The sequence below is a fragment of the Bradyrhizobium sp. JR4.3 genome (assembly GCF_040547695.1).
Lineage (GTDB): Bacteria > Pseudomonadota > Alphaproteobacteria > Rhizobiales > Xanthobacteraceae > Bradyrhizobium > Bradyrhizobium canariense.
Window position 1 is genome coordinate 43,243 of the sequence record NZ_JBEPQF010000006.1, and the last position, 25,721, is coordinate 68,963.

A 25,721-nucleotide genomic window follows, 5' to 3' on the forward strand; every position below is an offset into this window, starting at 1 on the left:
ATGGCACAGATCAGGGTCGAGGCACTCGACAAGTCCTTCGGGACGTTCCATGCGGTCAAGTCCGCCAGCTTCACGGTCGAGGACGGCCAGTTCCTCTGCCTGCTTGGACCGTCCGGGTGCGGCAAGACCACGACGCTCCGCATGATTGCGGGCCTGGAGCTGCCGACATCCGGCACCATCCGGCTCGATGGCGAGGACGTGACGATGAACCGCGCATCGGCGCGCGACATCGCCTTCGTGTTCCAACTCTTCGCGCTCTATCCGCACATGGATGTCCGGCGCAACATCGGCTTTCCCCTGAAATGCGAAGGGATCAGTGCGGCCGAGCGCGATCGGCGGGTCGTAGAGGCCGCGCGCATCCTGCGGATCTCCCATCTGCTCGACCGATCGGTGTCGGGCCTTTCCGGCGGCGACCGTCAGCGCGTCGCGCTGGGGCGAGCGATCGTGCGCAAGCCGAAGTGTTTTCTGATGGACGAACCGCTCGGCGCGCTCGATACCGAGATGCGCGAGGCCATGATTCATGAACTACGCGCCCTGCATGACCGCCTGGGAGCAACCACCGTCTATGTCACGCATGACCAGCTCGAGGCCATGGCGATGGCCGACAGGATCGCGGTAATGAACAATGGCGTCGTCGAGCAGGTTGCGAGCCCGCGCGACATCTACGACCGGCCTGCTTCGCTCTTCGTCGCGGATTTCATCGGCTCGCCGCCGATGAACCTTCTGCCGTTCCGTGGTCACCTGCAGACGGGCGCGGAGGCGATCCGGCTCGGTGAGCGCGACGTTGCAATTCCTCCCTTGCGCGAGGCGATGGCGGAAAGCGAGTTCGTGCTGGGGGTGCGGCCCGAGCATGTGCGCTTCACCGATCGCGGCATGGTCCGCGGGGTGGTCTATGGCACGGAATATCTCGGCACGACGCAGATCGTGACCGTGACGACGCACTACGGCGCACTGAAGGCCCGCTCACCCAGCAGCAGATCCTTCCGGACCGGCGAGACTGTCGGGCTCGATTTCCGGCCCGATACGCTGTCAGTCTTCGACAAGGTGTCGGGCCGGGCCATTCGTACCGCGTTGCATGAGGGAGGCGCGCATGGCTGAGGTCGAGATCAACGCCATTTCCAAGGCCTTCGGCAAGACGCAAGCTGTGAACGATCTGTCGCTGACAATTGGCGATGGCGAGTTCGTCGCGTTGCTTGGGCCGACTGGTGCCGGCAAGAGCACGGCTTTGCGCTTGATCGCGGGATTGGAGCAGCCGGACAGCGGTTCGATCCGCATCGACGGGCGCGACGTGACCTGCGATGCACCGGCGGACCGTGACGTCGCCTTTGTCTTCCAGCAATATTCGCTGTATCCGCACCTGACGGTGTTCGAGAACATGGCCTTCGCGTTGCGCGCGCCGACCCGGCGCGTGCCGGAAGCCGATATTCGCGCGAAGGTGCAGGAGGTCGCACGTCTTCTTCATATCGAGACCAAGCTGGACAACAAGGCGACGCAGCTGTCGGGCGGGCAGATGCAGCGCGTCGCGATCGGGCGGGCTCTGGTCCGTTCGCCCTCGATCTACCTGATGGACGAGCCGCTCTCCTCGCTGGACGCGAAGCTGCGCGGCGAACTGCGGCTCGAGCTCAAGCGGATCCAGGTCGATCTCGGCGCCACGATCCTCTATGTCACCCACGATCAGACCGAGGCGATGACCATGGCGTCGCGCATCGGTGTAATCGAAGGCGGGCGGCTGATGCAGGTCGGCTCGCCGCGCGAAATCTACGAGAACCCGATCAACGCGCATGTCGCGGCAAGGTTGGGCCAGCCGACGATCAACCTGCTGCCGGCGGCCCTGTTCGGCGGCGCGCCTGATGGCGCCGAGACGATCGGTGCGCGGACCGAGCACCTGACGATTGCGCGCGGCGGTGGCGATGTGTCGGCGACCGTCAAACGGGTTGAACATCTCGGCGATCAGAGCCATCTCCATCTCGACCTCGCCGGCCGGCCGGTGGTGACGCTGGCGGATCCCGAGGCGGACTTCGGCGCCGGTGATGTGGTGTCGCTCTGTCTGAACAAACCTCTGTTCTTCGATGCGATGGGCTGGAGGGTAGCGGCATGAGCCTTGATCGGGTAGCCAGGGAAAGACTGGTGCGAGCGCTGGCGGGGTCGATGATCGAGCACGCCGACGAATTGACGAGCCTCGACCAGGCGATTGGCGATGGGGATCACGGACTGAATATGAAGCGTGGTTTCGAGGCAGTGCTGGCGGCATTGCCGGGCCTTGCCGACAAGGCGCTCCCGGACATGCTGAAGGCGATCGGAACGACTTTAGTCATGAAGGTCGGCGGTGCTTCGGGGCCGCTGGTCGGAACTTTCTTCATGGAGCTGGGCAAGGCACTTCCGGAGCAGCCGAGCCGCGCTGATCTCGTCGCAGCGACCGAGAAGGCGATCGACGCCGTCAAGGCGCGCGGGCGTTCTGAGGCGGGGCAGAAAACGTTGCTGGATGTCCTGGTGCCGGTGCAGGTCGTGTTGGCGGGCGGTGGCGATGCCGAGGCGATTGCAGCGGAAGCGGCGCAAGCGGCCGATCGCACCACGCCCATGCTTGCGATCCGCGGCCGTGCGTCCTTTCTCGGCGAACGTTCCATCGGTCATATGGATCCCGGTTCGCGTTCGGCGTCCCTTTTGATTGGCGCGGCAGTCAAGGTACTGGAATTCGAGGCAAGTTCATGAACAGTTCAAATTCCTGCAATGTCGGGATCGTTATCGTTTCACATTCGCGCAAGATCGCGGAAGGCGCGGCGGATATGGTGCGCCAGATGGTAGGCAGCGCCGTGCCGCTCGCCTGGACAGGCGGCGACATCGATGGAGGGCTCGGCACCAATGTTGCCGGGATCCTCGACGCGATTGAAGCGGCGTGGTCGCCCGCAGGCGTGGCGGTGCTGGTTGATCTCGGCGGGGCGGAGACAAATTCCGAGATGGCGGTGGAAATGCTGCCTGAAGATCGACGCGCGCGCGTCGTCGTCTGCAATGCTCCGGTGGTCGAGGGAGCCGTGATTGCGGCAACCGAGTCTTCGGGTGGCTCGCCGCTTGCCGCTGTCAAGCGTAGCGCGGAGGAATTCTATGCATGATGCTCACGCCAGCCGGCCGGGCGAAACGGCGGTGCCGCTGACAGCCTCGGCGGTTCTCGTCAACAAAGTCGGACTTCATGCGCGACCGTCGGTCAAGCTCACGCAGTGCGCAAAGGGTTTTACCGCGAAGATAGAGCTCGCCCTCTCGGCGGACGGGCCCTGGACGGACGCCAAGAGCCCGGTAAAGGTCATGCGTGTGAAGGCGCCGCAGGGCGCAACACTGCATTTCCGCGTTACCGGTTCCGATGGCAAGGCAGCACTTGCTGCTGTACTGGCGCTTGTGCATGACGGTTTCGGTGAGGCCTGATCGCAGTGGCAGAGATCCATCTCACCGGCCGTGCTGCCTCGCCGGGTCTCGCGATCGGACCGGTCACCATGCTGACTGCGGCTGTGGCCAGGCGGACAGCGAGCGACGATCCCGCGCAAGAGGCGGCGGCACTGCGGGCGGCGATTGAGGGCGCGAGGGCGGAGATCGCCAACCAGATCAAGACGATCCGGGGCGATGTAGCCGACGTTCTTGAATTCCAGGTCGCCATGCTTGAGGATGATGCGCTGGCGGAGCCGGCATATGGGGTCATCTCGGACGGGATCACTGCCGACCACGCCTGGCGCTTGGCACTCGACGTGGAGATAGCTGGCTATCGCGCTGCTGAAGATGAATATTTCCGTGCCCGTGCGGCCGATATCGTCGACATCCGCGACCGCGTGCTTGCGCATCTGAGCGGCGTGGACACGGTCGCCAGGATTACCAGCGGCTCGATCGTGGCGGCTGACGACATCACCCCTTCCGCTTTTCTTGCTGCCGACTGGTCGCACGGCGGCGCCATCGCGCTGGCTGCGGGCTCACCTTCCTCGCATGTTGCGATGTTGGCGCGGGCGCGCGGGGCGCCCATGGTCGTTGGGCTCGGCCCACTGTCGTGGAACGGACAGCCACCTGCGCTGGCGCTCGTCGACGGCGATGCCGGCACCGTGATCTTTGATCCCGAGCCGGAAACGCGCCGCCTGTTCGAACAGCGCATGGCGGTTGCGAATGCCGCCCAAGCCGCCGCCGATGCCGCCTGCCTTGAGTCCGCACGCACGGCCGACGGCCGGCGGATCGCGGTCCTTCTCAATATCGCCGCGCCCGAGGACCTCGCCGGCCTCGATCCTGCAATCTGCGACGGCATCGGCCTCGTGCGTACGGAATTTCTGTTCGAGGCGGCCCAAGGCCTGCCGGATGAGGATGCGCAATATGCAGTCTATCGGCGCATTCTCGAGTGGGCCGACGGAAGGCCGGTGACAATCCGCACCCTCGATGCGGGCGGCGACAAGCCAATCGCCGGCTTGACGATCGATAACGAGCGCAATCCGTTCCTCGGTCTGCGCGGCATCCGTCTCTCGCTCGCGCGGCCGGAAGTGTTTCGGGTGCAACTGCGGGCACTGTGCCGCGCGGCTGTGCACGGGGCGCTGAAGGTGATGCTGCCGATGATCGCGGTTCCTTCGGAGCTCGACCGTGCGAATGCCCTGCTGGATGCAGAGTTCACGGCGCTCAGGGCCGAAGGGATCGCCTGCGCCCACCCGCCGCTCGGCATCATGGTCGAGGTCCCGGCGGCGGCGCTCCGCGCCGAGGATTTCGGCGCGGCGTTCTATTCCATCGGCTCGAACGACCTGACCCAGTACACGATGGCGGCGGCGCGCGACGTCGGTGCCGTCGCGGACCTCAACGATACCGGCAATCCGGCGGTGCTGGCGCTGATCTCTCGGACTGTCGAGGCCGGACGAAAGCGTGGCGTGGAGGTCTCACTCTGTGGTGACGCCGCGGCCGATACGCGCCTGACCGCGGCGCTGATCGCCACCGGGTTGACAATTCTCTCGGTGTCGCCGATTGCCGTCGCGCGGCTCAAGGCCGCAATCGCAAAGGTGCGTTCATGACGGATGAAGCAGGCGAGGATACCCGCGCGCCTGGTGACAGCAATGTGGCGGATTACAAGGCCATCCTGCGACGGGTGCTCGACAATAGGCCCTCGGGGACGCGGCTGAAGCTGGCGGCGGCGTTGGGCAAGAATCGCTCCTTCGTGACCCAGATCACCAATCCGGCCTATCTGGTTCCTATTCCGGCGAAGCATGTCGCGATCATCTTCGAAGTCTGCCATCTGTCCGGCACTGAGCGTGCGGCGTTCCTCAAAGCCTATGGACGCGCGCATCCCGGCCGGCTGCGCGCACCCCATCGCGAGGCGCGCACCCGCATTGTCTCGGTGACCGTACCCGACCTCGGCGACGACAAGAAGAACCGTGCGCTCGAACAGCTGATTGTGGATTTCGCCGCGCAACTCGCGCGCTATGCCGAAAGTGTGGGTTGAGCCATTGATTTGAACTTTAGACGAGATGGGAGGACGTTCATGAAAAAGCTGATCAACAGCACCGATACGATACTCGAAGAAAGTCTGGACGGTTTCGCGGCAGCTCATGCGGGTATCCTGCTTCTTGGTGCCGAGCGCAAATTCGTCCGGCGCCGCACGTTGAAGCCAGGCAAGGTCGCGCTGATTTCGGGTGGCGGCGCGGGACATGAGCCGCTGCATGCGGGCTTTGTCGGCCTCGGCATGCTCGATGCCGCTTGCCCCGGTCAAGTCTTCACCTCGCCGACGCCAGACCAGATGATCGAGGCCGCGGAGGCCGTCGACACGGGCGCAGGCGTGCTCTTCATCGTCAAGAACTACGAAGGTGACGTGATGAATTTCACCATGGCAGCCGAGATGGCCGCGCGGGAAGTTGCGAGCGTGGTGACTAACGACGACGTGGCTGTGGAGAAATCGACCTATACGACCGGTCGTCGCGGCGTCGCGGGGACATTGATCGTGGAAAAAATGGTCGGCGCTGCGGCCGAGACCGGAATGCCGCTTGCCGCTCTCACGGCGCTCGGCGAAGAGGTCAACCGGCGCACGCGCTCGATGGGGGTGGCGCTGTTGCCATGCACCGTGCCGGCCGTAGGGCGGCCAAACTTCGCATTGGCCGACAATGAAATGGAAATGGGCGTCGGCATTCATGGTGAGCCCGGCCGGCGCAGGGTGACGCTGGCGTCCGCCGATGCGATTGCCGCCGAGCTGCTCGATGCGATCCTGAACGATCTTGCGCCCGGCAAGGGGAGTGAAGTGCTGCTTCTCGTCAACGGGTTTGGCGCGACGCCTCTGATCGAACTCTATCTGATGGTCAATGCCGCAAAGCGGATTCTGGACAGCGCGGGGGTGGCAGTGGCGCGCTACCTGACCGGTTCCTACGTCACATCCCTCGACATGGCTGGTGTCTCGATCACCGTATCTGTGCTCGATAGTAAGTCGACGAAATTATGGGATGCCCCGGTGCAGACGGCAGCTCTGCGGTGGGGCGTCTGATCTCAGCTCGCGGCTTGGTTTTGATCACAAACAATGACTTATCGACTCCGCTCCCGCGAAACTAAGCCTCGTCGTTCCCACCCAAGAGAAAAATCCATCGAAAGTTCAATGTAGCCCTCGCGGCTCAATTGTTGGAATGGCCCGCATCGCGCGGGCCATTTTTGTCTGGCGATGGATCGCCACGCTATCGGGCTGTACTCTGCCAAGCGAGCATTCGCTGCTCGACGAGCGACACCGCAATTGAGGTCAAATATCCGGTCGCACCGAGCAGAATGACGCCGGCGAACAGGTCGGCGGATCGGAACGCACGTGCCGAGAGCAAGACCCACTGGCCAAGGCCGTCTAGTCCGGCCAGGATCTCGCAGACCACCGAAAGGATCAGCGCGACCGTCAGGCTGAGCCGCATGCCCGCAAGGATGTCGGGCAATGCCGAGGGCAGGGCGATCTTGCCGATGACGGCGCCGCGCGACATCTGCAGCGAGAGGGCGACGTCGTAGAGCCGCGGCTCGACCGCGGCAAAGCCGTGGATGGTTGCGAGCATGATAGGCCAGATCGCGCCGAAGGCGATGACGAACAACGCCATGCCTTGCGTCAGCCCGAGCATCGCGATCGCGACCGGGACGATCGCGGAGACCGGCAGGGGCCGCAAAAATTCCAGGGAGGGCGCCACATAGGCGCGCATCATCCTTGACGATCCGATCAGCGCGCCGAGCGCAACGCCGGCGATCGAGGCGGCGAGCCAGCCATAGGCCATGTGTTCGAGCGTGCCGATGAGCTTGCTTGCGAGATCGCCGCTCGAAAAGCCGCGCATCAGGGCAGCCCAGGCTCGGTCCGGACCCGGCAGGAACACCGGTGAGACCAGCCGCAGATCGGCGATGAGCTGCCACGCCGCGATAAAGCCGGCCGCGACGAGGATGCTCGCGATACGCCAGAGAATCGCAGCGCGGTTCATGGATTGTCTCCGGCGAACGCGGCACGGCCGAACAGCCGGCGCTGGGCCGCAATCAAAAGGACGTTCAGCGCGTAGCCGATTACGCCGATCCAAAGCAGATAGGCGAGCATCAGGTCGGCGCGTAGCGCCTGCTGCGCCAGCATGATGCCGGCGCCCAGGCCGATCGGATTGATGGCGATCTCGACGGTGACAGCGACGATCAGGGCGATACCGGCCGACAGACGAAAGGCGACAAAGATCCGCGGCAGTGCGGCCGGAATCACGATCTTCGCGATCCGCTGCGCCGCGCTCAGCCGCAGGGCCCGTGACACTTCCATCAATCGCGGCTCAATGCCGCGCACGGCGCTGCGCGTCATGATCAGCATCGGCCAGATGCAGGCGAACGCCACGATCACGATCTCCATCCGGTAGCCGAAGCCCAGGGCGATCAGCGTGATCGGCAGCAGCGCGATCGAGGGAATTGGGCGGATCGCCTCGACCGTTACCTCCATCAGGCGGTCGAGGGGTCGCGAGATGCCGAAGGCAATACCGAGTGAAAGCCCAATGACACTGCCGATCGCCAGTCCGGAAAAGGCGGCGAACAGTGTGTCGCGGGTCGCGGTCGGAATCGAGAGATCGGTAAGCGCTGCGGCCAGCGCCGCGAGGATCGCGCTGGGCGGGGCGAGGCTGTCGCTCTGCAGGTGGGTGAAGCGCGCCCAGAGCTCGAACGCAAGCATCAGCGTCAGCGGCAACAGCAAGGGTCTGGCGCGGTCGAGGTTCAATGTTCGGTCGCCTTGATGAAGTCGAACAATTGCCGGCGCAGCCGCAGGAATTCCGGATGCTCACGCGTGGCCAACTGGTCGCGAGGGCGCGGCAGGTCGATGTCGAGCTCGATGCCGATCCGGCCCGGATACGGCAGGAGGCCGATGACGCGGTCGCCGAGGTAGATCGCCTCCTCGAGATCGTGGGTCACGAAGATCACGGTCGTTTGGCTCATTTGCGTCAGCGACAGGACCTCGTCCTGCAGCCCCTGGCGCGTCATCGCATCCAGCGCGCCGAACGGTTCGTCCATCAGCAGCGTCGTCGGCTCCTGCGCAAGGCAGCGCGCGATCTGCAGGCGCTGCTGCATGCCACCCGACATTTCGGTCGGATATTTGTCAGCGTGGCCGGGCAAGCCGACCTTGCGCAGCAGCGCCTCGATGCGCGAGCTGCGCTCGCGTGCCGGCACGCCGGAGGCTTCGAGCGCCAACGAAATGTTGCCGGCCGCGGTCCGCCACGGCAGCAGCGCCTTGCCGTAATCCTGGAATACGATCGCGACCTCGCGGCGCGGCCCGGTGATCGGCTCGCCGTCGAAGATCACGACGCCGCTCGTAGGGCTGTAGAGGCCCGCGGCGAGCCGCAGCGCTGTGGTTTTGCCGCAGCCGGAGGCGCCGACAATGCAGAGGAATTCGCCCGGCCGCACCTCCAGATCAAGATTCTCGATGATGGTCTTGCCGCCGAGCTGCAGCGTCGCGGCGCTGAACGCGATCAGCGCTTTTTGCCGTCGCGCCGCGCGCGCCTCGTCGAGCCTGGCAACGACACTCATGATTGCTCCCCGCTTGTCGCCGGATAGACGAAATTGATGGTCGAGTGGAGATGCGCGGCCAGCATCGCTTGCGCGGCGGCAAGATCGCGGGCGAGCACGCGGTCGGCGAGCATCTGGTGGCTCTGTATGAATTCCTCCCCGCTGTCGATGGCACGCATCATCATGCGGCGGTAGCGATAGGCCTGATCGTAGAGATCGGAATGGGCGGCCAGCATGCGCCGCGAGCCGCAGGCCGCGAGCAGGGCGGTGTGAAAGCCCTTGTGCAGCCGATCGAAATCGACCGCACCCTCGCGGAATTCATTGCCGGTGCGCTCGATATGCCTTCGCATCTGATGCAGCGCGCTAACGATGCCGGCCTCCCAGGCGACATCGCCGTGGAGGATGGCGAGCCTGACGGCCTCGATTTCGACCGCCGTCCGCATGCAGGTGATGTCGGCGAGATCGTCATGGCTGACCTCGGCGACACGAAAACCGCGCTGTCCGATGCCGACGATCAGGCCGCGTGACATCAGCCGAGACAGGCCTTCGCGCAGGGGGGTGGCGCCGATATCGTAGCGCTGCACGAGATCGACGATGCCGAGCCGCGATCCCGGTGCAAGATCCCCGGAAAGGATGTCCTGCTCGATGAGGTTTGCGGCGCGCTCGCTCAAGGTGCCGGCCTCGGCCGGAGGACGTTCGAGAGTGCGCTCGGGGGCAGGCATCGCCAATGTCCTCAGTTCAGCACCAGTTTGGAGGTGTCGGGTTTCGACTGCAGCATCTTCTGCGACGACATCACATCGATCCACCAGGCGAGGTTTTCCGGCTTGAGATTCGGCTCGGACTGGTTCGGCGGTGTCGCCTTGACGAGCTCGAGTGGCTGCTTGGTGAACTTGGCGATCGAGGCGGAGGCCTTCTCGCGATCGCTATTGACGATTGCGGCGGCCTCCGCGATGGCTTCGCGGAACTTCTTCACCGTCGCCACATTCTTCTCGGCCCAGTCGCGCCCCGCGGCATAGAAAATGATCGGGTCGGTGCGGCCGAGCTCGGCGCCGTACCGCGCGCCGACCGAACCGATCCCCGCATTGGTCATGCGCGTGACGAACGGCTCGGCAGTGAGCACCGCATCGACGCCGCCTGACTTGATGATGTCAGCCATGGTCGGGAAGGTGACTTCGACGAAATTGACGCTTCTGGGCGGGACGCCTTTCTCCACGAGCCATTTCACGAACAGCACGTGGAGAAAGGCGTTGAGGCCGGGCGCGCCGACCTTCTTGCCGATGAAATCCTTCGGCTCCTTGATGGTGATGCCGTTGCGGACGAAGGCGGCGATCGCGGTGTTCGAGGTCGGGTTCATGACCGAGGCGCCGGCGATCGCGACAAGGTCGAGGCCGCCGTCGACGGCCTGGAGGAAGACGGTGGAGGTGGGGCCGCCGACCTGAATCGAGTTCGACAGGATTGCCGCCGGGATGTTGGAGTTGATCGCAATCGGCGTCATCTCGACATCCAGCCCGTGCTTTTTGAAAATGCCTTCGTCGACAGCCACCATGGCCGAGGCGCAGTCGGAGGTCGCAGTGCAGCCGATCTGGATCTTGGCCTGCGCCAGCGCGGGTGCCGTCCAGGCAACGGACCCTGCAACTCCAAGCGCGAGACCCAACATCGCCTTGATCTGCGTTCGCCTCACCGCGCTCTCCCCAATTTGTATTTTTCAGGCTTGTTTATCGATATTTTATCTGATCATATATTTCAAACGATAGCAAGGGGTACCCAAGATGAAGCTCGCAACATTCAGATCTGCCGGTCAGGAGAAGATCGGAGCCGTCCACGACAATGACAGCCAGCTGTTCGACTTCGCCGCCGCCGCCGCGCGGGGCGGCCAGGCCGATCCGGCCTTCGGCTCGATGCTGGCGCTGATCGACGCCGGGCCCCGCGCGCTCGATCGGGCCAGGGCCCTGCTCGACAAGCACGGCCCGGACGCGACGCTGTCGGCGGCAGTCAGTGCCGTCGACATCCTCGCGCCGGTGCCGGAGCCGCGGCAGATGCGCGACGGCATGTCGTTTCCCCTGCACATCCTGCAAGCGCCACGCGGGCAGCGGAAGCTCGCCGCCCGCGCCAGGGGCGACATGGCCGAACTGGCCCGCATCGACGCCGAGCCGCTCGGCGAGCTGCCCGAGGTCTATCGCAAGCAGCCGATCTTCTACATCACCAACCGCTTCAGCGTCCGCGGCACCAACACCACGGTGAAATGGCCGCGCTACAGCAAGGTCATGGACTACGAGCTCGAATTCGGGATCATCACCAAGAACAAGGGCGCGAATATCTCCGCCGCGAAGGCGAAGGATCACATCTTCGGCTACACCATCTTCAACGATTTCTCAGCGCGTGACGCACAGCGCATCGAGATGGAGGGACGGCTCGGCCCGGCCAAGGGCAAGAGCTTCGACGGCGGCAACGTGATGGGTCCCTGGATCGTGACACCGGACGAGATCGGTGATCCCTATCATTTGAAGATGGAAGCGCGCGTCAATGGCGAGACCCGCTCGAAAGGCGTGAGCGAGGGCATGCTGTTTTCCTTCGAGGAGATCATCGCCCATGTCACGCAGGACGAGACGCTGATGCCCGGCGAATTCATCGGCTCCGGCACGGTCGGCAATGGCTGCGGCCTCGAGCTCGGCTGGTTTCTCGAGCATGGCGATACGATCGAGCTCGAGGTCGAGAAGATCGGTATTTTGAAGAACCGCGTCGAGCGGCAAGAAGTCTGAAGGGACGCCTGACGGTCCCAACGAGAACAATCAACGAGGAAGCGCCATGACGAGCAAGCTGATCGACATTTCCGTCCCCCTCCAGAACGACGTGCCGGCGGACCCGCCCGGCAATCATCCGACGATCCAGTATATCGACCACCAGCAGGGTCTGCCGCGCATGCTGCAGTTCTTCGACGGGTTGAAGGCCGAGGATCTGCCCGACGGGCAGGGTTGGGCGGTGGAACAGGTCAGTCTCTCGACCCACAACGGCACGCATCTCGACGCACCCTGGCATTTTCACCCGACCATGAATCGCGGCGAGCGTTCCTGGACCATCGACGAAGTGCCGCTGGAATGGTGCTTCCAGCCCGGCGTGAAGCTCGACTTCCGGCACCTGCCCGACGGCTATGTCGCAACGGCCAAAGACGTCGAGGCCGAGCTCAAGCGCATCGGCCATGAGCTGAAGCCATTGGAGATCGTCGTGGTCAACACCAGCGCCGGTGCCAAATATGGCCGGCAGGACTACGTCACGTCGGGCTGCGGGATGGGCTATGAAGCAACCATGTACCTGCTCGAGCGCGGTGTGCGCCTGACCGGTATCGACGGCTGGAGCTGGGACGCGCCGTTCGTTCATACCGCGAAGAAATACGCCGAAACCAGGGACGCCAGGCTGATCTGGGAAGGTCACAAGGCCGGCCGCCATATCGGCTATTGCCATCTCGAGAAGCTGCACAATCTCGAATTGCTGCCGTCGACCGGCTTCAAGGTGTCATGCTTCCCCGTCAAAATTGAGCGAGCCTCTGCAGGATGGACGCGAGCGGTCGCAATTTTGGAGAGCTAGCCTCTCAGGCCCCGTGCGCGCCAATCGCGGTTCAAATGGCCATCATCAGCAATAGTCGGTCTCCGGTTGCGCTTGCACCATTGAACTTACCGTTCGACATGCTTCTGAGTTTGGGCGGACGATCGCAGGAAATATCGCAGATTTGAGTCATGTTGGGGAAAAGCGATAGCGGTTTCCCGACTTGAGCCCCCGACGAGTCAAGATCCGTGTTCCGCCGCGCTCTGGTTAAACTGAGACCCGTCATTCCGACGAAGAGAAAACCCACGGTAGGTCCAATGTAGGTCTGGCGGTGAAGTTGTCGGAATGGGCATTGATCTTCCAAGCAAATCATACGCCTCTTAATCGGCGGGTCCCAGGTTCGAGCCCTGGTGCGCCAAGACGGATGGGGTCGACGAGAAAAAGGCGGATCTCGTGCGACGTTTTTTGCGATCGTGCCCCGGATAGCAGTGCGACTTATGCTTTTTCTTTATTTCTGCATCTTCGCGCAATGCGATACGGTGTGCAGATTCAACGGTACAGGCCGACTACGCGCTCGTCGTAGAATAGGATACTAGGGCGGGCAAAACGGACAACCTGTTTTGCCCAGTCGCCTCGTGATCCCTCGACCGTTCTGCGACAGCTTGGTGATTTAATCCCCGCCGCGGCAGCCGGGATCGGCAGGGCTGTGATCGACTTGATCTTCTCGACCGCAAAGCGCGAGGTGCGTGCTCGAAGTTGGAACCGGCAATCCGGCCACAATCAAGAAGCGTCGGCAGGGTGGGCCGGTACGGTGAAGTGAAAAATTGCGCCGTGGGGCTGGTTGCGCGTCACCCACAAGCGTCCGGCATGCGCTTCGATAATCGAACGACAGATCGACAGTCCCACCCCCAAACCGCTGGGCTTCGTCGTGTAGAAGGGCGCGAAGGCGTGCTCGAAGGTTTCAGAGCTCATCCCCGGTCCCGAGTCCTTTACCTCGACGAGAACACCGTTCGGTGCAGCCTGCGCGGTGGTGATCAGCACTTTGTTGGCTCCATTCGCGACCGTGCCGATTGCCTGGACAGCGTTGACAATCAGGTTGAGAACCACTTGTTGCAATTGGACGCGGTCGCCCTCGACAAGCGGCAAGCTGTCTGCAAATTCCGTCTGCACCGAGATGCCGTTCTTCATCGCTTCGCCGCGGGTAAGCTCAATAACGTCCCTGATCGCCTCATTGATGTCCAAGCGATCCTTCCGGGGCGGTGCTTTTTTGACGAGATCGCGAATTCGTTGGATGATGTCGCTGGCCCGAGCGGTATCGTTCATAAGCCAGTCCAGTGATTCCCTGACCCTCTCAAGATCCGGCGGATTTCTCTCCAGGAATCGCGCGGCCGCACCAGCATTCATGGATGCCGCGGCAATCGGCTGGCTCACTTCATGCGCGATCGAGGCCGTGAGTTCGCCCATGGTGGCGAGGCGGTTAGCGTGCGCAAGCTCCTTCTGTATCTCGCGCAGCGCCTCTGCGGCCCGCTTCTGTTCGGTGATGTGCCGTCCAACGCCGCGATAACCGATGAAGTGCCCGGACTTGTCGAGCACCGGCAGCCCGGAGACGGACACGTAGCGCTTGCCGCCATCGGGCGTAGGGCGCGCGAGCTCGAAATCGCGGAACGGAAGGTGGGCATCGAGCGTCTCCCGATGCTTGCGCCAAGCCTCCTCGTCGGGCTCCAAGTAGGGCACTTCCCAGCGCGTCTTACCAAGTTCAGAGCCCGACGCGGGTGCGTCGACCATGCCTTCGGCGAATTCCTGGCGAATGAAACGATGCCGCGCATCGGATTCCCAGTACACGTCGAAAGAGAACTGTACGAGAGTCCGGAAACGCTCCTCGCTCTCCTGCAGAGCCACTTCCGATCGTTTGCGCTCCGTCAGGTCAACGACAAAGGAGACGCCCTGGTCTCGTTGTTCGTCGAACGCAGCCATGCCGATCAACACCGACACGCGGCTTCCGTCCTTGCGGAAATACTCTTTCTCGAACGGCTGCACGCTACCCATCTTTTTTAGTTCCGGGATCCACCATCGCTCGTGGCGGTCGAGCCATTCAGGCGGCGTCAGGTCAGTCCAGCGCAGGCGGCCCGAGACGAGATCCTCACGGTCGTATCCCACGATGCTGAGAAACGCATCGTTGGCCTCCAGAATCGAACCTTCAAGCTCCCAGATGATGATTCCGATGATGTTGGCATCGACAAGGCGTCGGATTTTCGCTTCCCGTTCTCCGAGATCGCGGTACAAAGCCGCATTTTCCAGCGCGATTGCTGCCTGTGAGGCGAGCAGCTTCAGCACCGCAATTCGCGCCGGTGCAACAACGTAGGGCGTCAGTGTATTCTCGAGGTAAAGCACGCCGATAACTTTCGCACGGTTGATCAGGGGCATGCAGAGAATGGAACGAGCGTTGCGCTGATTAACGTAGGGGTCCGTGGCAAAGGGAGGCTGGACCGTGGCATCCCCGAGAACCGCGCACTCTCTAGTTCGCAGTACGTAATGGAGAACGGATTCGGGAAGGAGATCCGCGGCCACCGCTGTATTGCGCAGTTCAACAGTAACTTTATCGCCGGTTGTCGTGGCTTCCGCTTCAATGCGCGGCTCGGTGTCGTGCGACAGGATCAGCAGACCGCGTTCAGCCCCTGCTTGTTCGATGGCAGTGCGCATGAGCGTCTCGATAAGCGTCTCCAGCACCATCTCACCTGACACCGCTTCCGACACCTTGATGACAGTGGCGAGGTCGAGATGCTCGATCGGCGCTCCAATCGTGCTCATCGGGCCTGGCTCTGATCTCGCCTCCCTGAGGTGCGGGTGCATATCCTCAAGTTGCCGCACTTTGCCGTCTGCCCCCCAACGAACATAGCAGTCGCGCGCTCTCCGCAAATAGATGCCAGCAAATTCTTCGAAACCACGCGCGCCGTAAAACCGCGCGGCCAATTCATAAGCGATCGCCTCGTGGTGGACGAAGCCGTTGTCGCGAGCGGAGCGGATGGCTTGTTCATAGAGACGCTCCGCGTCCAGTTCTCTGCCTTGGAGACGGGCGATCTCGGCGCCCGTTAGAATAGCGCGGTCCGCGAAATTCTCCGGGCAATTCTGTGCCCACAAATCGAGCTGCGTGTGGTGCCCAGTCAAGGCCTCAAGGTGCCCTTGACGTTGTTCGGGGTGTGCCGAATTCCAGCATGCAGCGTGCGATAGCGCTGCATAGAACTCGTATTCCACCGTCTCGAGTAGCTGCGGTGGTGACCACGGCAGTCTCCGCGCCTTCGATGCGGCGTCGACGGCCGGCGAATAGTCGCCGGCAAAGAAGCACGCTTGCAGCTTGCGGATCCAATACCAGCTCTCGGGCAGCGCGAATGCCGGATCGGCGGCCAAACTCCGTTCGAACCGAAGCTCGTCGGACGGGTCGTCGTGCAGAGCGCCGAAACGCCGCGTCAGGCCGCGCAGCATACGGATTAGCCCAAGCTGCGGCATTATGATGTCGGCCACCAACGCAAACTTCGCCTTCTTGCTCAACTGCAACCCGTGCTCGGCTTCGCGCTGCGCTTCTGCAAGCGCATCGCCCGCCGCAAGGAAATTCGTATTCAAGCTGGCGCAACTGAAGGCCGCGAACGTGACGTCGCCACTGCTGCTCGCGGCCTCAAATGCGCGCTGAAAGGCGTCTCGGGCATGCTGGAGGTGCTTGGTCCATGAAAGGACAAGGTTGCCATAGTTCAGGTAGGTCCTGGCGTGCACGCGCGAAAATCCGCGCCGCTCGACCAGCTCAGTGCCGATACGGCTGAATCGAAGGCCCGCCTGATAGTCGCCGAAGCGCGCGCCGGCAATGGCGCCGAACATGACGTAAGGAACGCATGAAGCATCGTTGTTCCCCCACTCGAGGCTGATCTCCACCGCTTTTAGGGCCACCAGCGAGCGAAGGTTCGCATCAGTGAAAAACGCCGGCGGCATGAGCGCCGTCAAAAGATCTATGGTCGCTAGTGCGAGTGCATCACTCATCAACGGCAGATCCAATAGCTCCTCGACCGACCGATTCCCGAGCCGAGATCGGACGTGCTCGTATTCGCGTCGGACGTCATCATCGCTTGGGTGGACTACCCATCGAATCCCGAGTTGTTCCAGATAGCTGAGACCGGCGCTAACCGCGCGGTCCGGCTCACTGAGCGCCGTGTACAGATCCACCCGGCGGCGCGCGACGACAGCAAGGTCGGCGGCGGTCGCGGTTCGCGTCGTCAGCTCCTGCAAGCGCTGTTCTGCCTCCAGGACCGAGCCAGTCACGAACTCGCATTCGGCGCGATGCAACTCGAACGCAAAGGCAAGCTGCTGGCGTTGCTCCCAGCAGTCGTCTGGTAACAACGCGGCACCGGCAGCGGCATAGTTGAGCGATGCCGCGTAGGCCGCCGCCCCCCACGCGCGCAGGCTGGCTGTCAGATTAAGCTCTGCGAGTTGCTCGCGTTCGTCTCGCGAGGTGATCAAGGGCTCGCCACGGTTGAGCTGGTTGACGATCTCGAAAATAGCCCTCTCCCACTTCTCCCGGGGGGTCTGCGCCAGCAGCTCCCGACCGATTCGCAAATGCAGCGCCGCGCGTTGATCATCCGCAATCAGCGAGTAGGCGGCTTCGTGCACTCGATCGTGGACAAACCGATACACTCCTGGCTGGTGCTCGACCAATTCCTGGCGAATGGCCTCCCACAGATCCGCGTGTACCCGCTGCTCGGAGCGACCGAGGACGATCGAAATTGTCCTCGTGTCGGCGATGTTGCCGAGACAGGCCAGCCGCTGCAGCGTGATCTGCGTCTCGGCAGGCAGGCGGGTCAGCTTTGCGATCATCAGATCCACGACATTGTCGGTGTGGCCCTTGACGTGAATGCGAGCGAGATCCCAGCACCAGCACCGTGCGTCGTGATCGAAGCGGACCAATCCCTCTTCGGCAAGCGCCTGAAGGAATTGAATCACAAAGAATGGGTTGCCAGCCGTCTTATCGTGAATCAACTTCGCGAGTGGCGCGGCACGCGTCGAATCGCAGCGAAGAGCATCGGAAATCAAACGCGAAATGTGTGAGCTGGCAAGCGGCGCTAGAATGATCTGCTGCACGTTAGCGCCAGCACTCTTTATGGCCTCAAGCCTGTACCACAATGGATGAGCGACGGTGACCTCGTTGTCGCGAAAGGCGCCGATCAGCATCAGGTATTGCAGTTCGGAGCGGGTTAAAAGGTCCTCAATCAGATCGAGCGTGGCGGCATCGACCCACTGGAGATCGTCGAGGAACAACGCCAATGGATGCTCGGACTGTGCGAATACCCCTATGAAGCGCCGGAGCACGAGACGGAAGCGGTTCTGTGCTTGCTGCGGAGGGAGCTCAGGGAGGGGTGGCTGCTCTCCGATGATCAACCGCAATTCAGGGATCAGATCGGTAACAAGTCGTCCATTGGCGCCCAGCGCACCACGAAGCGCTTGGCGCCAGTGCGTCAGCTCGGCTTCGTTGTTGCTCAGAAGGAACCGCACGAGACTCTGAAAAGCCTCCACTACCGTTGAATAGGGAATATCGCGTTTGTACTGGTCGAACTTGCCTGATGCGAACAGCCCGTGGGACGGAACAAGGCGACGATGGAGCTCATTGACTACCGAGGATTTACCAACGCCGGAATAGCCGGTAACCAGCATCAATTCCGGCGCGCCGCTCTTGATCATCCGGTCAAAGGCGGCCAGCATGGCTTCAATCTCGCGGTCTCGTCCGTAGAGCTTCTCAGGGATCCGCAGTCGGTCGGGCGTGTCGTATTGTGCGAGCGCGAACTCTTCGACGCGGCCTCCGGTTTCCCATTCAATCAGGCAGCGGCGTAGATCATGTTCGAGGCCTGAAGCGCTCTGGTAGCGTTGCTCGGCGGATTTGGCGAGCAGCTTGAGGACTATGGTCGAGATTGCAGCCGGTACAGTGCTTACCCGCTCGCCGGGCGCCACTGGCTTTCGCGCAATGTGGCAATGCACCCACTCCATGGAATGTGCCGCTGAGAACGGCAACGAGCCGGTCAGCATCTGATAGAGCGTAACGCCAAGTGAATAGAGGTCACTCCGGAAATCGATCGACCGGTTCATCCATCCGGTCTGTTCGGGAGCCATATAGGGCAGCGTGCCCACGATGAATTCCGGCGGCCCAGGGGCGCGTCGCTCGCGGGCGAGGCGCGAGGCGATACCGAACCCGGTGAACCGGACCCGTCCGTCCTCGCAGTTCACCATAATATGCGCCGGCTTCACGTCCTTGTGGACGAGGCCGCGTTGGTGCACCTTGTTCAGGGCTGCGGCGATGCCGATCGCGAGCTGCAGAAAGCGTCCGATGGCCATGGGCGCACCAAGCAACTGTTCGAGCGGCTGGCCACCAGGATCCTCGAGCACCAGCACTGGACGGTCACCATCGCACTCCAGCCCGAGCGGCCGCATTGCCCAAGTCTCATCTAATTGGTCTTTCAGCGCAAACTCGTGATCAAGACGATCGAGGAGGCCGGACGAAGCGTGTTTCGCCTTGGGAAGTACGGCCAATACAGTTCTGCAGGCGCCATCGGAAGCCGGACGCAATGGCCGGCAAAAGATGCGGTCATCGTCCTCCCATAGCACTTGGAACCGGCTATCCATGCGCATCAACCCAAAACGCTGGGTTCAACCCCGAAGCCTCCGCGTGACCAATATCGGGCGAGGAGGTACTGTGTTGCGCTCTGTGGCTACATCGACACTGCCATAAAAGCGGGCTTCTGCCCAGCGTAAGCTGCGGCGCCAGGCAGATGACGGCGAGAAAGCCGAAGCGCCGCTAGCCGGACACCAACCGTGTTCGCGCGCGAGCCGGCGGGCGAATTCAGCTGCGTATCGAACTCGAAATATGCTGCCCGATGCGTCGCCACAACTTCTGCTGGCCGTCCGGACCGGCTCGAATGCGAACGGCTTCTGCGGCTCAGGTGTGGTCTGGGCACCGGATTGCTATGCGGTGCGGCCCACGAGCTGATTGGCTCATAAAGCGGAAGCGCACCGCCTTTGATTCCGGTCGCCTTCATCCCACTCTATGGTAGCAATCCGTTGTTAATGTCCACCATCATTCAGAATTCAGAGCATTTGTTAGTTGGCGTCGTGTGCACCGGGACATCAAACAAAATCTCTCTAAAGGCGGCGGAGGCAGGCGAAAGAGAAGCGGATGTGTGCGCCACTGCAGAATGGCTGGCGGGCGATGCAGATCGAAGGTGTGATGGAGCAGCAAACCCAACCCGCCAGCACCACAGCTTGAACGATCAGCGAAGAATTCCTCGCACTCGCCGATATCGTTGACAAAGCTGAGGTCAACTTGATCTTGTCGAAGTGAAAAGCGGTGCAGATGGCCGAGTGATTAATTCTCAGTGCCGAGGCATTGAGCGCAACGCGAGCGGCCATTATCTTTCCCTGTCGAATTAGGGATTGTCGCCGCAGACGCCGGCAGAGACGTTCGCAGCCCTTCCGAGATGACTCTTAAGTCTTCCAAGTGCCTCGGCCGGCCAATTTCGGAGATTGGCCACAGCAACCCATGCATCGGGATAGTGTTCTGGCGCGTAGACATGGCCATAACCGAAGGGCGTGCCGGTTGCGACCGCCATGTCAACGGCGATCTGCAGCATGGTCACGACCGGATACCATCGAAGTTCAGGCGAAACGTCCCGACCGCGCGGTGCATTCATCTAGGCCGGGCGCCGGTAGGCGTACCGATAATCGAAGAATACGATCGGGTCACTTGCAACCTGCTGGTGGCCGGGCGAGTTTCCGGACTGCTTCGCCAAAATCGTCCATCCGACCGCATCTACGGCGTGCTGCCGATGTCTCACATCGTCGGCTGTTCCATTCTGCTGATTTCGACGCTGATGCACGGCAGCACCTTGCACGTCATCGCCAAGGCCGATCCGGCTGCGCTCGCTCATGCCATCGCCGAGGAAGGGATTACCAGCCTGTTCGGCGTGCCGGCCACGTATCAGCGCTTGCTCGAATACAAGGCGGTCAAGGGCATCCAGATCGAGGACGAGTTTTGTATTCCGCTCCTGAACAATTATGGCATTACCGAATGTTCACCGGGTCTCTCCGGTGTCCGCTCAGACCTGTTCCAGACGAGTCGGTTGGCCCCTTTCTTCCCGGTATCGAGCACCGGATCGTGGACGGGCAAGGCAGGACGGTTGCGATCGGCGAAGTGGGCGAGCTGCACGTTCGCGGCCCCAACGTGATGCTGGGCTACTATCGTGCTCCGGAGCTGACGGCGGCGGCGATCGACAGCCAGGGCCGGTTCAACACAGGGGATCTCGCCCGGGTGAACGGTGAGGGCCATCTCTACATCGCCGGCCGCACCAAAGAACTCATCATTCGCTCCGGGTTCAACGTCTACCCCGCCGAGGTCGAGGCGGTTCTGAATGCGCACGATCAGGTCGTGCAATCGGCCGTGGTGGGACGATCTGTCGATGGCAACGAGGAAGTCGTTGCGTTCGTCCAACTGCTGCGAAGCGGGATCTGCAAAGGCGTTGGGAAGGTCCGCGCCTGTCCAAAGAATGTAGTCGTCGGGTTGGCCCGCCACGCCAATTTCGAGGAAGCGCGCATAGTTTAGGCCATCTATCGTAAATTGCCTGTTTGAGAAATTCTGCTTCAGTAATGTAATGCCGTGGAAGATTGATTTAAGCGCTTCCGCAACTTTTTCCTGTGCCACTGTCGGAAAGTCTTTCTTATCTGTCCGGTTCTGGATACAGCGCCTTGAAGCGTTCCGCCACCGGCGCGGGCAGTCTTTGCAGTCACCTCAGAATCTTGGCATAAGGACGTAATTCGCTCAAGAAAATGAAATTGAGGAACTGATGTCTGCCGGGTCATCCAATCGGGGCTACTTCATTTTAACGCTCGCACCCTTATCGGGAGACGCGGAATACACGGACGCTGGCACCTTCGATGATTTCGATGAAGCAATGCGTGAGGCGGAAAAGCTTAGCGGAGCTAATCAAGACAAGGGCGTCTACCTGAGCGAAGCTGCGGTGTTCAAAGTCGGACGTTCCTCAAAGGAGGAGCCGATGATGTTCTGGTGGAACAAACCCTACGCTGACATGCTCGAAGAGGTGCCTCGCGCCAGAGGATACGGCTACCACACGCCTAAGAGGGGCGGCGCGAGATTTATCGAGTACGAACCAGACCCAGCTTTTCAAACATTCGAAGATTTGGAAGAACAGCTAGGCGATGCCGATGAAGCAGAGTCGGACGAGGCCGAGTACGCCACAGGACATTGCGAATCCTGCGGCAAGATCGTTCCCCTTTACGAGCTGAGCGATTTCACCACCAGCGAAGAAGCCGGTCGTTTATCGGGATCAACTCGCACAGGACGGTCTTCCTCGAGACGCACTTCGCCTAGGAGCTCTTCATACACTAGCGGCTCTTCGTCTTCGAGTTCGTCCGGGCGCGGAGAAGGCGACGCGGGAATGGACGAAATCCCAGCCAGCGCCGCGTCTCTTGTTCGGACCACTGGCGAGAAGAGCCGGGTCGCTGAGCCGGGACAGGTCGACCACGTAAAGCCCTGCATCGCCTCGGAATGGCGCTCACCACCGGACGGTTCGGCTGCGCCTTCGCGCGGCGCCTGATGCACTCCGCCGAATTAACTTCCAACAGCAACATACGATTCACATATGTGGATGCTGGAACAACGTCGGCGGATTTCAGTCTCCGTTGCATCATTTTCCCGATTGGTCCACCGGCGGGCCATGATCCAAGCTTGTTAGAAGGCTTGGTTGGGGGTTACACGACATGCGTGAATATCCCGGTCCAGCGGCTGACGCCATTGTGCGGCTGCATGAGCGTCTAGAACAGCTTACGTCTCAATTGTCCGAACTGGAGTGTCTTCGGGCCCGCGTGCTCGAAGCGGAGCGGAGCGTACTGATCACTGTCGAAACCGCTCCGTCCCGTTCGCGAGCGCCATCGCGGCATACGCGTTTTCCAGTTTCCCCAGTCCGTTCATCTCTTTGAAGTTGTGGCACGCGAACTTTAGCCTCCCCTTGACCTCGTCCGAGGCTCTGGCAGAGGCCGCTAGCGACGGTGCCGCGTTGGAACGCTTCGCCGATTACCGAATGTTCCCGGCACACGGCCCCAAAGTGGGCAATGCAGTCGTGCCCCAGCTCCCCCAATCCCTCGGAGCCGGGGCAACCCAGTCCACCACCATGTTTAGAGGTTTTGCTATCGCGCTATTTGGGCTGACCATTCTTTCGCAGCTCGATCAGGCGCTCTTCCTATGGTCGAAATACTGACGCTGCGCGCAGGCTTGTGCGGCAGATTAGTCGCAGTTTTGGGTTGTAGGTGAGCCGTGCTGCCATCATTCGCGCGAGGCATGTGAGCTTCCTCAACGGCTACTTCTTCAACAGTATCCCTACCTGAACAGACGAAGCGTCCGGGAATAATGCATTGTATTCGGTGCCAGGCCGCAATACCGGAACCGCTATTTCCCCTTCAACGTGACCAAACATAACTGGGGTTTGCACGTATCCAAATAGCGCAGCATCCGCGCGCACTCGTACGGTAGTGTCATGAACCAGCTTTACAACACTGTTTGCGATATCGCCCTCCTGAAGGAGCGCGATGATTGCTTGGGTAAAATGCCCATGTTGAGAAATCGGATCCTCAAGCGCCTCTTCGGTCACACCGCACGCAGCGAATAGAACGCGCCCATTACCGGTAATCTCCACAAAGGCTGACCCAGCGTCGCGAGGAATTGGGCTACCTTCGAGAACGCGCGCCGGGGCGCCACCACTAAAGCAACAATCGAGGAAACAAATGACGGCCTTTGCGCGTGAGACCTTGAATCGACGGGCTAGCTCATCCATTGGGAGAGTCGTGGCGGCTAGGTCAGAAAATTGCGTGTCATGAGTGACTAGGCGATGGTCATGGGTACCATGGCCTGCGAAACTCAGAATGACCGTGTCTTCAGGTCCTGCTGCATCAAGTGTTGAAGTGAGCAGGTCGCGGATGGCTGCAAGGGTATCCTCGACGTGAAGGTCGATGATGTCGCCGAACGTTCGAGCCTGCACAGCAGCCTTCGGTTTTGGTGATCCACCGCGGTCGATGTTGCGCTCCATATCGAGCGCCCAGTCCTCGCCGTCCTTGCGCCGACGGAAAGTCTCTGACACGTAGCGGTTCTTGCGGCGGACCTGGACGCGCCAGTTCCCGGAAGACAATTGCGTGAAGCTGGCGACGGCCGTGTGCACTCCCCAATTCGTGTGCGCTACGTGTGCACTGAGAGGTCAAAACAGGTACAAACGTGTGCAAATTCGGCTAGTTTGGAGTGCACACGTTCATGCTTCATCCTATTGAAAGCACAAGGTAAATCATTGAAATCGCAACACTATCGCTTTTCTGTGGCGCCCATGATGGATTGGACCGACCGGCATTGCCGGGTGTTCCACCGTCACCTGACGCGGCGGGCGCTGCTCTATACGGAGATGCTGACCACTGGTGCCATCATTCATGGTGACCGGGAGCGGCTGCTTGGGTTCGACATGGTCGAGCACCCGGTCGCGCTTCAGCTTGGCGGGTCGGATCCGCGCAAGCTGGCGCTGGCGGCGCGGATCGGCGAGGAGTTCGGTTATGACGAGATCAACCTCAACGTCGGCTGCCCCTCCGACCGCGTAAAGGACGGCCGTTTCGGCGCTTGCCTCATGGCAGAGCCTGATCTCGTGGCCAGGTGTGTCGAGGCGATGAAGGGTGCGGTGGCCGTGCCCGTGACCGTGAAGTGCCGCATCGGTATCGACGACCAGGATCCGGAGGTCGCACTCGACAAGCTTGCGCGCGCGGTCGTCGCCTCCGGCTGCGATGCGCTTATCGTGCATGCCCGGAAAGCATGGCTCAACGGTTTGTCACCGAAGGAGAATCGCGACATCCCGCCGCTCGACTATGATCGCGTCTATCGCCTCAAGCGCGCGATGCCCAATGTGCCTGTCATCATCAACGGCGGCATCCCCGGTGTCGACGAGGCCAAAGCACATCTCGATCACGTTGACGGCGCGATGCTCGGACGGGCCGCCTATCAGGAGCCATGGCGGCTGCTCTCCGTCGATACCGACATTTTCGGCGAGGAGGCGCCGCATGCCTCGATGCAGGATGCGCTCGAAGCGATGATGCCCTACATCGAACAACAGCTCGCGCGCGGCACGCGGCTGCACTCCATGACGAGGCATTTCGTCGGCGCATTCCATGCCGTGCCCGGCGCGCGCGCCTTCCGCCGCCATCTTGCCGAGCAGGGGGTGAAGCCGGGCGCCGGCCTCGAGGTGCTGCGCGATGCGATTGCACGTGTCGGTGCCCGCGCGCCGGCAGAGGCGGCGGCCTAGCCGTAGTCGCATGACGAGCCGGATTGCAAAAGTCTAGTCGACTGCCAGGCGCGAGCGGCGGTGACTGGTCTGGAGCTCCGGATAACCGGTGAGCATCAGCTTGTCGGCGCGCACGCCCCAGCTCTCCAGGCGATCGAGGAAGCTCATGCCGAGCAGGTTGGTCTTCATCTGTCCGCGCTGCACGACGAGGGCCGGCACCGATTTCTCGACGAGGTGGCCGACGGAGAGACGGTCGATCGTGAGGCGGGCCGCCTTGGTGTGACCGCCCGCGGTTTCGAGATCGACGTCGTATTCGAGCATCTCGAGCGGCAGCCCGATCGCTTTCGCGGTTTCCCAGGTCAGCACCACCGAGGTCGCGCCGGTGTCGATGACCATCGGTGCGGCCACGCCGTTGATCTTGGCGCGCAGCGCGAATTCGCCGCCCTGGCCGCGCTGAATCTGCACGGCGGGGGCGGGCGCTGCGGTCTGCGTGCGAAAGATATGCGAGACCTTGCTGCTCGCGCGCGCGATTTGGTCGGAATCGCCATAGGCGACGACGGCACCGGCCGTGCAGGCGAGCATGATGAGAACGAGCAGGAACCGGATCATTGCGCATCTCCCGATGCGCTCAGGCCGGTCAGCTGCGTTTCGGCGATCCCGCGATGGGCGCAAGTCCAGCCTGATTCATGCGCGCCGGCAACAGCGCCATGAGCGCGAGCCGTTCCGCGCTCTCCATGGCGTGCCAGCGCGCGATCTCCGGCAATGTGCGTCCGCAGCCGAAGCACAGCCTGGTCTTGGGATCGATCATGCAGACGGCGACGCACGGCGTTTCGTTGCTCATTCGGAGATAGTGGCGGATGG

Annotated in this window: 23 protein-coding genes and 3 pseudogenes; 15 read left to right on the top strand and 11 right to left on the bottom strand. The window is 62.0% G+C overall.

Annotated elements, in window-relative coordinates; genetic code table 11:
• The 8 genes from ABIB91_RS12145 to dhaK are packed head-to-tail and all read left to right on the top strand — an operon-like array spanning position 1 to position 6,475.
• A complete protein-coding gene (locus ABIB91_RS12145; RefSeq protein ID WP_354127816.1) occupies positions 1-1,098 on the top strand; it encodes an ABC transporter ATP-binding protein in 1,098 nt (365 codons plus the stop codon).
• Positions 1,091-2,098, top strand: coding sequence for an ABC transporter ATP-binding protein (locus tag ABIB91_RS12150; protein WP_354161030.1), 1,008 nt, complete (start codon positions 1,091-1,093; stop codon positions 2,096-2,098). The genes ABIB91_RS12145 and ABIB91_RS12150 overlap by 8 nt, the downstream gene beginning before the upstream one ends.
• Complete coding sequence (dhaL, locus tag ABIB91_RS12155) at positions 2,095-2,709, top strand: dihydroxyacetone kinase subunit DhaL (RefSeq protein ID WP_354161033.1); 615 nt, start codon at positions 2,095-2,097, stop codon at positions 2,707-2,709. The genes ABIB91_RS12150 and dhaL overlap by 4 nt, the downstream gene beginning before the upstream one ends.
• The gene (gene dhaM / locus ABIB91_RS12160) at positions 2,706-3,107 is read left to right on the top strand and encodes a dihydroxyacetone kinase phosphoryl donor subunit DhaM (RefSeq protein ID WP_007592631.1); all 402 of its coding nucleotides are present in this window, start codon (positions 2,706-2,708) and stop codon (positions 3,105-3,107) included. Before dhaL ends, dhaM begins: the two co-directional genes overlap by 4 nt.
• Positions 3,100-3,414 carry an HPr family phosphocarrier protein gene (locus ABIB91_RS12165; protein ID WP_007592629.1) on the top strand — a complete coding sequence of 105 codons (315 nt, stop codon included), beginning with the start codon at positions 3,100-3,102 and terminating at the stop codon, positions 3,412-3,414. The genes dhaM and ABIB91_RS12165 overlap by 8 nt, the downstream gene beginning before the upstream one ends.
• A gap of 5 nt (positions 3,415-3,419) precedes the next feature.
• Positions 3,420-5,018, top strand: coding sequence for a phosphoenolpyruvate--protein phosphotransferase (ptsP, locus tag ABIB91_RS12170; protein WP_354161038.1), 1,599 nt, complete (start codon positions 3,420-3,422; stop codon positions 5,016-5,018).
• On the top strand, positions 5,015-5,446 hold the full coding sequence (locus ABIB91_RS12175; RefSeq protein ID WP_007592625.1) for a hypothetical protein: 432 nt from the start codon (positions 5,015-5,017) through the stop codon (positions 5,444-5,446). Before ptsP ends, ABIB91_RS12175 begins: the two co-directional genes overlap by 4 nt.
• A gap of 39 nt (positions 5,447-5,485) precedes the next feature.
• Positions 5,486-6,475 (top strand): dihydroxyacetone kinase subunit DhaK, encoded by a 990-nt coding sequence (gene dhaK, locus ABIB91_RS12180; RefSeq protein ID WP_007592624.1) that lies wholly within the window; start codon positions 5,486-5,488, stop codon positions 6,473-6,475.
• 184 nt (positions 6,476-6,659) lie between these two features.
• On the opposite strand, the gene ABIB91_RS12185 is transcribed toward dhaK, so the two are convergent.
• From ABIB91_RS12185 to ABIB91_RS12205, 5 genes are read right to left on the bottom strand one after another with little or no spacing between them, the layout of a single operon-like run.
• Positions 6,660-7,427 carry an ABC transporter permease gene (locus ABIB91_RS12185; RefSeq protein ID WP_354161042.1) on the bottom strand — a complete coding sequence of 256 codons (768 nt, stop codon included), beginning with the start codon at positions 7,425-7,427 and terminating at the stop codon, positions 6,660-6,662.
• Positions 7,424-8,188, bottom strand: coding sequence for an ABC transporter permease (locus ABIB91_RS12190; protein WP_354161045.1), 765 nt, complete (start codon positions 8,186-8,188; stop codon positions 7,424-7,426). Before ABIB91_RS12190 ends, ABIB91_RS12185 begins: the two co-directional genes overlap by 4 nt.
• Positions 8,185-8,991, bottom strand: a complete 807-nt coding sequence (locus tag ABIB91_RS12195; RefSeq protein ID WP_354161048.1) for an ABC transporter ATP-binding protein — start codon at positions 8,989-8,991, stop codon at positions 8,185-8,187. The genes ABIB91_RS12190 and ABIB91_RS12195 overlap by 4 nt, the downstream gene beginning before the upstream one ends.
• A complete protein-coding gene (locus ABIB91_RS12200) occupies positions 8,988-9,692 on the bottom strand; it encodes a GntR family transcriptional regulator (RefSeq protein ID WP_354161051.1) in 705 nt (234 codons plus the stop codon). The genes ABIB91_RS12195 and ABIB91_RS12200 overlap by 4 nt, the downstream gene beginning before the upstream one ends.
• An 11-nt stretch (positions 9,693-9,703) precedes the next feature.
• Positions 9,704-10,651, bottom strand: coding sequence for an ABC transporter substrate-binding protein (locus ABIB91_RS12205; RefSeq protein WP_502916970.1), 948 nt, complete (start codon positions 10,649-10,651; stop codon positions 9,704-9,706).
• 88 nt (positions 10,652-10,739) lie between these two features.
• Between ABIB91_RS12205 and ABIB91_RS12210 the strand changes: the two genes are divergently transcribed.
• Together ABIB91_RS12210 and ABIB91_RS12215 are read left to right on the top strand one after the other, a co-directional pair.
• The gene (locus ABIB91_RS12210; RefSeq protein WP_354161054.1) at positions 10,740-11,729 is read left to right on the top strand and encodes a fumarylacetoacetate hydrolase family protein; all 990 of its coding nucleotides are present in this window, start codon (positions 10,740-10,742) and stop codon (positions 11,727-11,729) included.
• A gap of 46 nt (positions 11,730-11,775) precedes the next feature.
• Positions 11,776-12,552 carry a cyclase family protein gene (locus tag ABIB91_RS12215; RefSeq protein ID WP_354161057.1) on the top strand — a complete coding sequence of 259 codons (777 nt, stop codon included), beginning with the start codon at positions 11,776-11,778 and terminating at the stop codon, positions 12,550-12,552.
• A gap of 738 nt (positions 12,553-13,290) precedes the next feature.
• On the opposite strand, the gene ABIB91_RS12220 is transcribed toward ABIB91_RS12215, so the two are convergent.
• The 3 genes and pseudogenes from ABIB91_RS12220 to ABIB91_RS12230 all read right to left on the bottom strand — a co-directional run.
• On the bottom strand, positions 13,291-19,170 hold the full coding sequence (locus tag ABIB91_RS12220) for an AAA family ATPase (protein ID WP_354161060.1): 5,880 nt from the start codon (positions 19,168-19,170) through the stop codon (positions 13,291-13,293).
• Between the two features lie 510 nt (positions 19,171-19,680).
• Positions 19,681-19,947, bottom strand: coding sequence for a hypothetical protein (locus ABIB91_RS12225; RefSeq protein ID WP_354161063.1), 267 nt, complete (start codon positions 19,945-19,947; stop codon positions 19,681-19,683).
• 17 nt (positions 19,948-19,964) lie between these two features.
• A pseudogene (locus ABIB91_RS12230) lies at positions 19,965-20,291 on the bottom strand (alpha/beta-hydrolase family protein); the annotation flags it as partial.
• 72 nt (positions 20,292-20,363) lie between these two features.
• Between ABIB91_RS12230 and ABIB91_RS12235 the strand changes: the two are divergent.
• The 4 genes and pseudogenes from ABIB91_RS12235 to ABIB91_RS12250 all read left to right on the top strand — a co-directional run.
• Positions 20,364-20,483: pseudogene (locus tag ABIB91_RS12235) on the top strand (hypothetical protein); the annotation flags it as partial.
• 122 nt (positions 20,484-20,605) lie between these two features.
• A pseudogene (locus ABIB91_RS12240) lies at positions 20,606-20,716 on the top strand (hypothetical protein); the annotation flags it as partial.
• A gap of 12 nt (positions 20,717-20,728) precedes the next feature.
• Positions 20,729-21,136 (top strand): AMP-binding enzyme, encoded by a 408-nt coding sequence (locus ABIB91_RS12245; protein ID WP_051058399.1) that lies wholly within the window; start codon positions 20,729-20,731, stop codon positions 21,134-21,136.
• A gap of 241 nt (positions 21,137-21,377) precedes the next feature.
• Positions 21,378-22,148, top strand: a complete 771-nt coding sequence (locus ABIB91_RS12250) for a hypothetical protein (RefSeq protein ID WP_354161066.1) — start codon at positions 21,378-21,380, stop codon at positions 22,146-22,148.
• Positions 22,149-22,907: 759 nt separating this feature from the next.
• Here the strand turns inward: ABIB91_RS12250 and ABIB91_RS12255 are convergent.
• Positions 22,908-23,762 (bottom strand): caspase family protein, encoded by an 855-nt coding sequence (locus ABIB91_RS12255; protein ID WP_354161069.1) that lies wholly within the window; start codon positions 23,760-23,762, stop codon positions 22,908-22,910.
• Positions 23,763-23,885: 123 nt separating this feature from the next.
• Here ABIB91_RS12255 and dusA point away from each other — a divergent pair, with 123 nt between their 5' ends.
• Positions 23,886-24,881 carry a tRNA dihydrouridine(20/20a) synthase DusA gene (dusA, locus tag ABIB91_RS12260; RefSeq protein ID WP_083869798.1) on the top strand — a complete coding sequence of 332 codons (996 nt, stop codon included), beginning with the start codon at positions 23,886-23,888 and terminating at the stop codon, positions 24,879-24,881.
• Between the two features lie 33 nt (positions 24,882-24,914).
• Here dusA and ABIB91_RS12265 read toward each other — a convergent pair whose 3' ends face one another.
• Positions 24,915-25,469 carry a TIGR02281 family clan AA aspartic protease gene (locus ABIB91_RS12265; RefSeq protein WP_007592605.1) on the bottom strand — a complete coding sequence of 185 codons (555 nt, stop codon included), beginning with the start codon at positions 25,467-25,469 and terminating at the stop codon, positions 24,915-24,917.
• A 28-nt stretch (positions 25,470-25,497) separates the two neighbouring features.
• A complete protein-coding gene (locus ABIB91_RS12270; RefSeq protein ID WP_354161533.1) occupies positions 25,498-25,701 on the bottom strand; it encodes a DUF1289 domain-containing protein in 204 nt (67 codons plus the stop codon).
• Positions 25,702-25,721 lie beyond the last annotated feature (20 nt).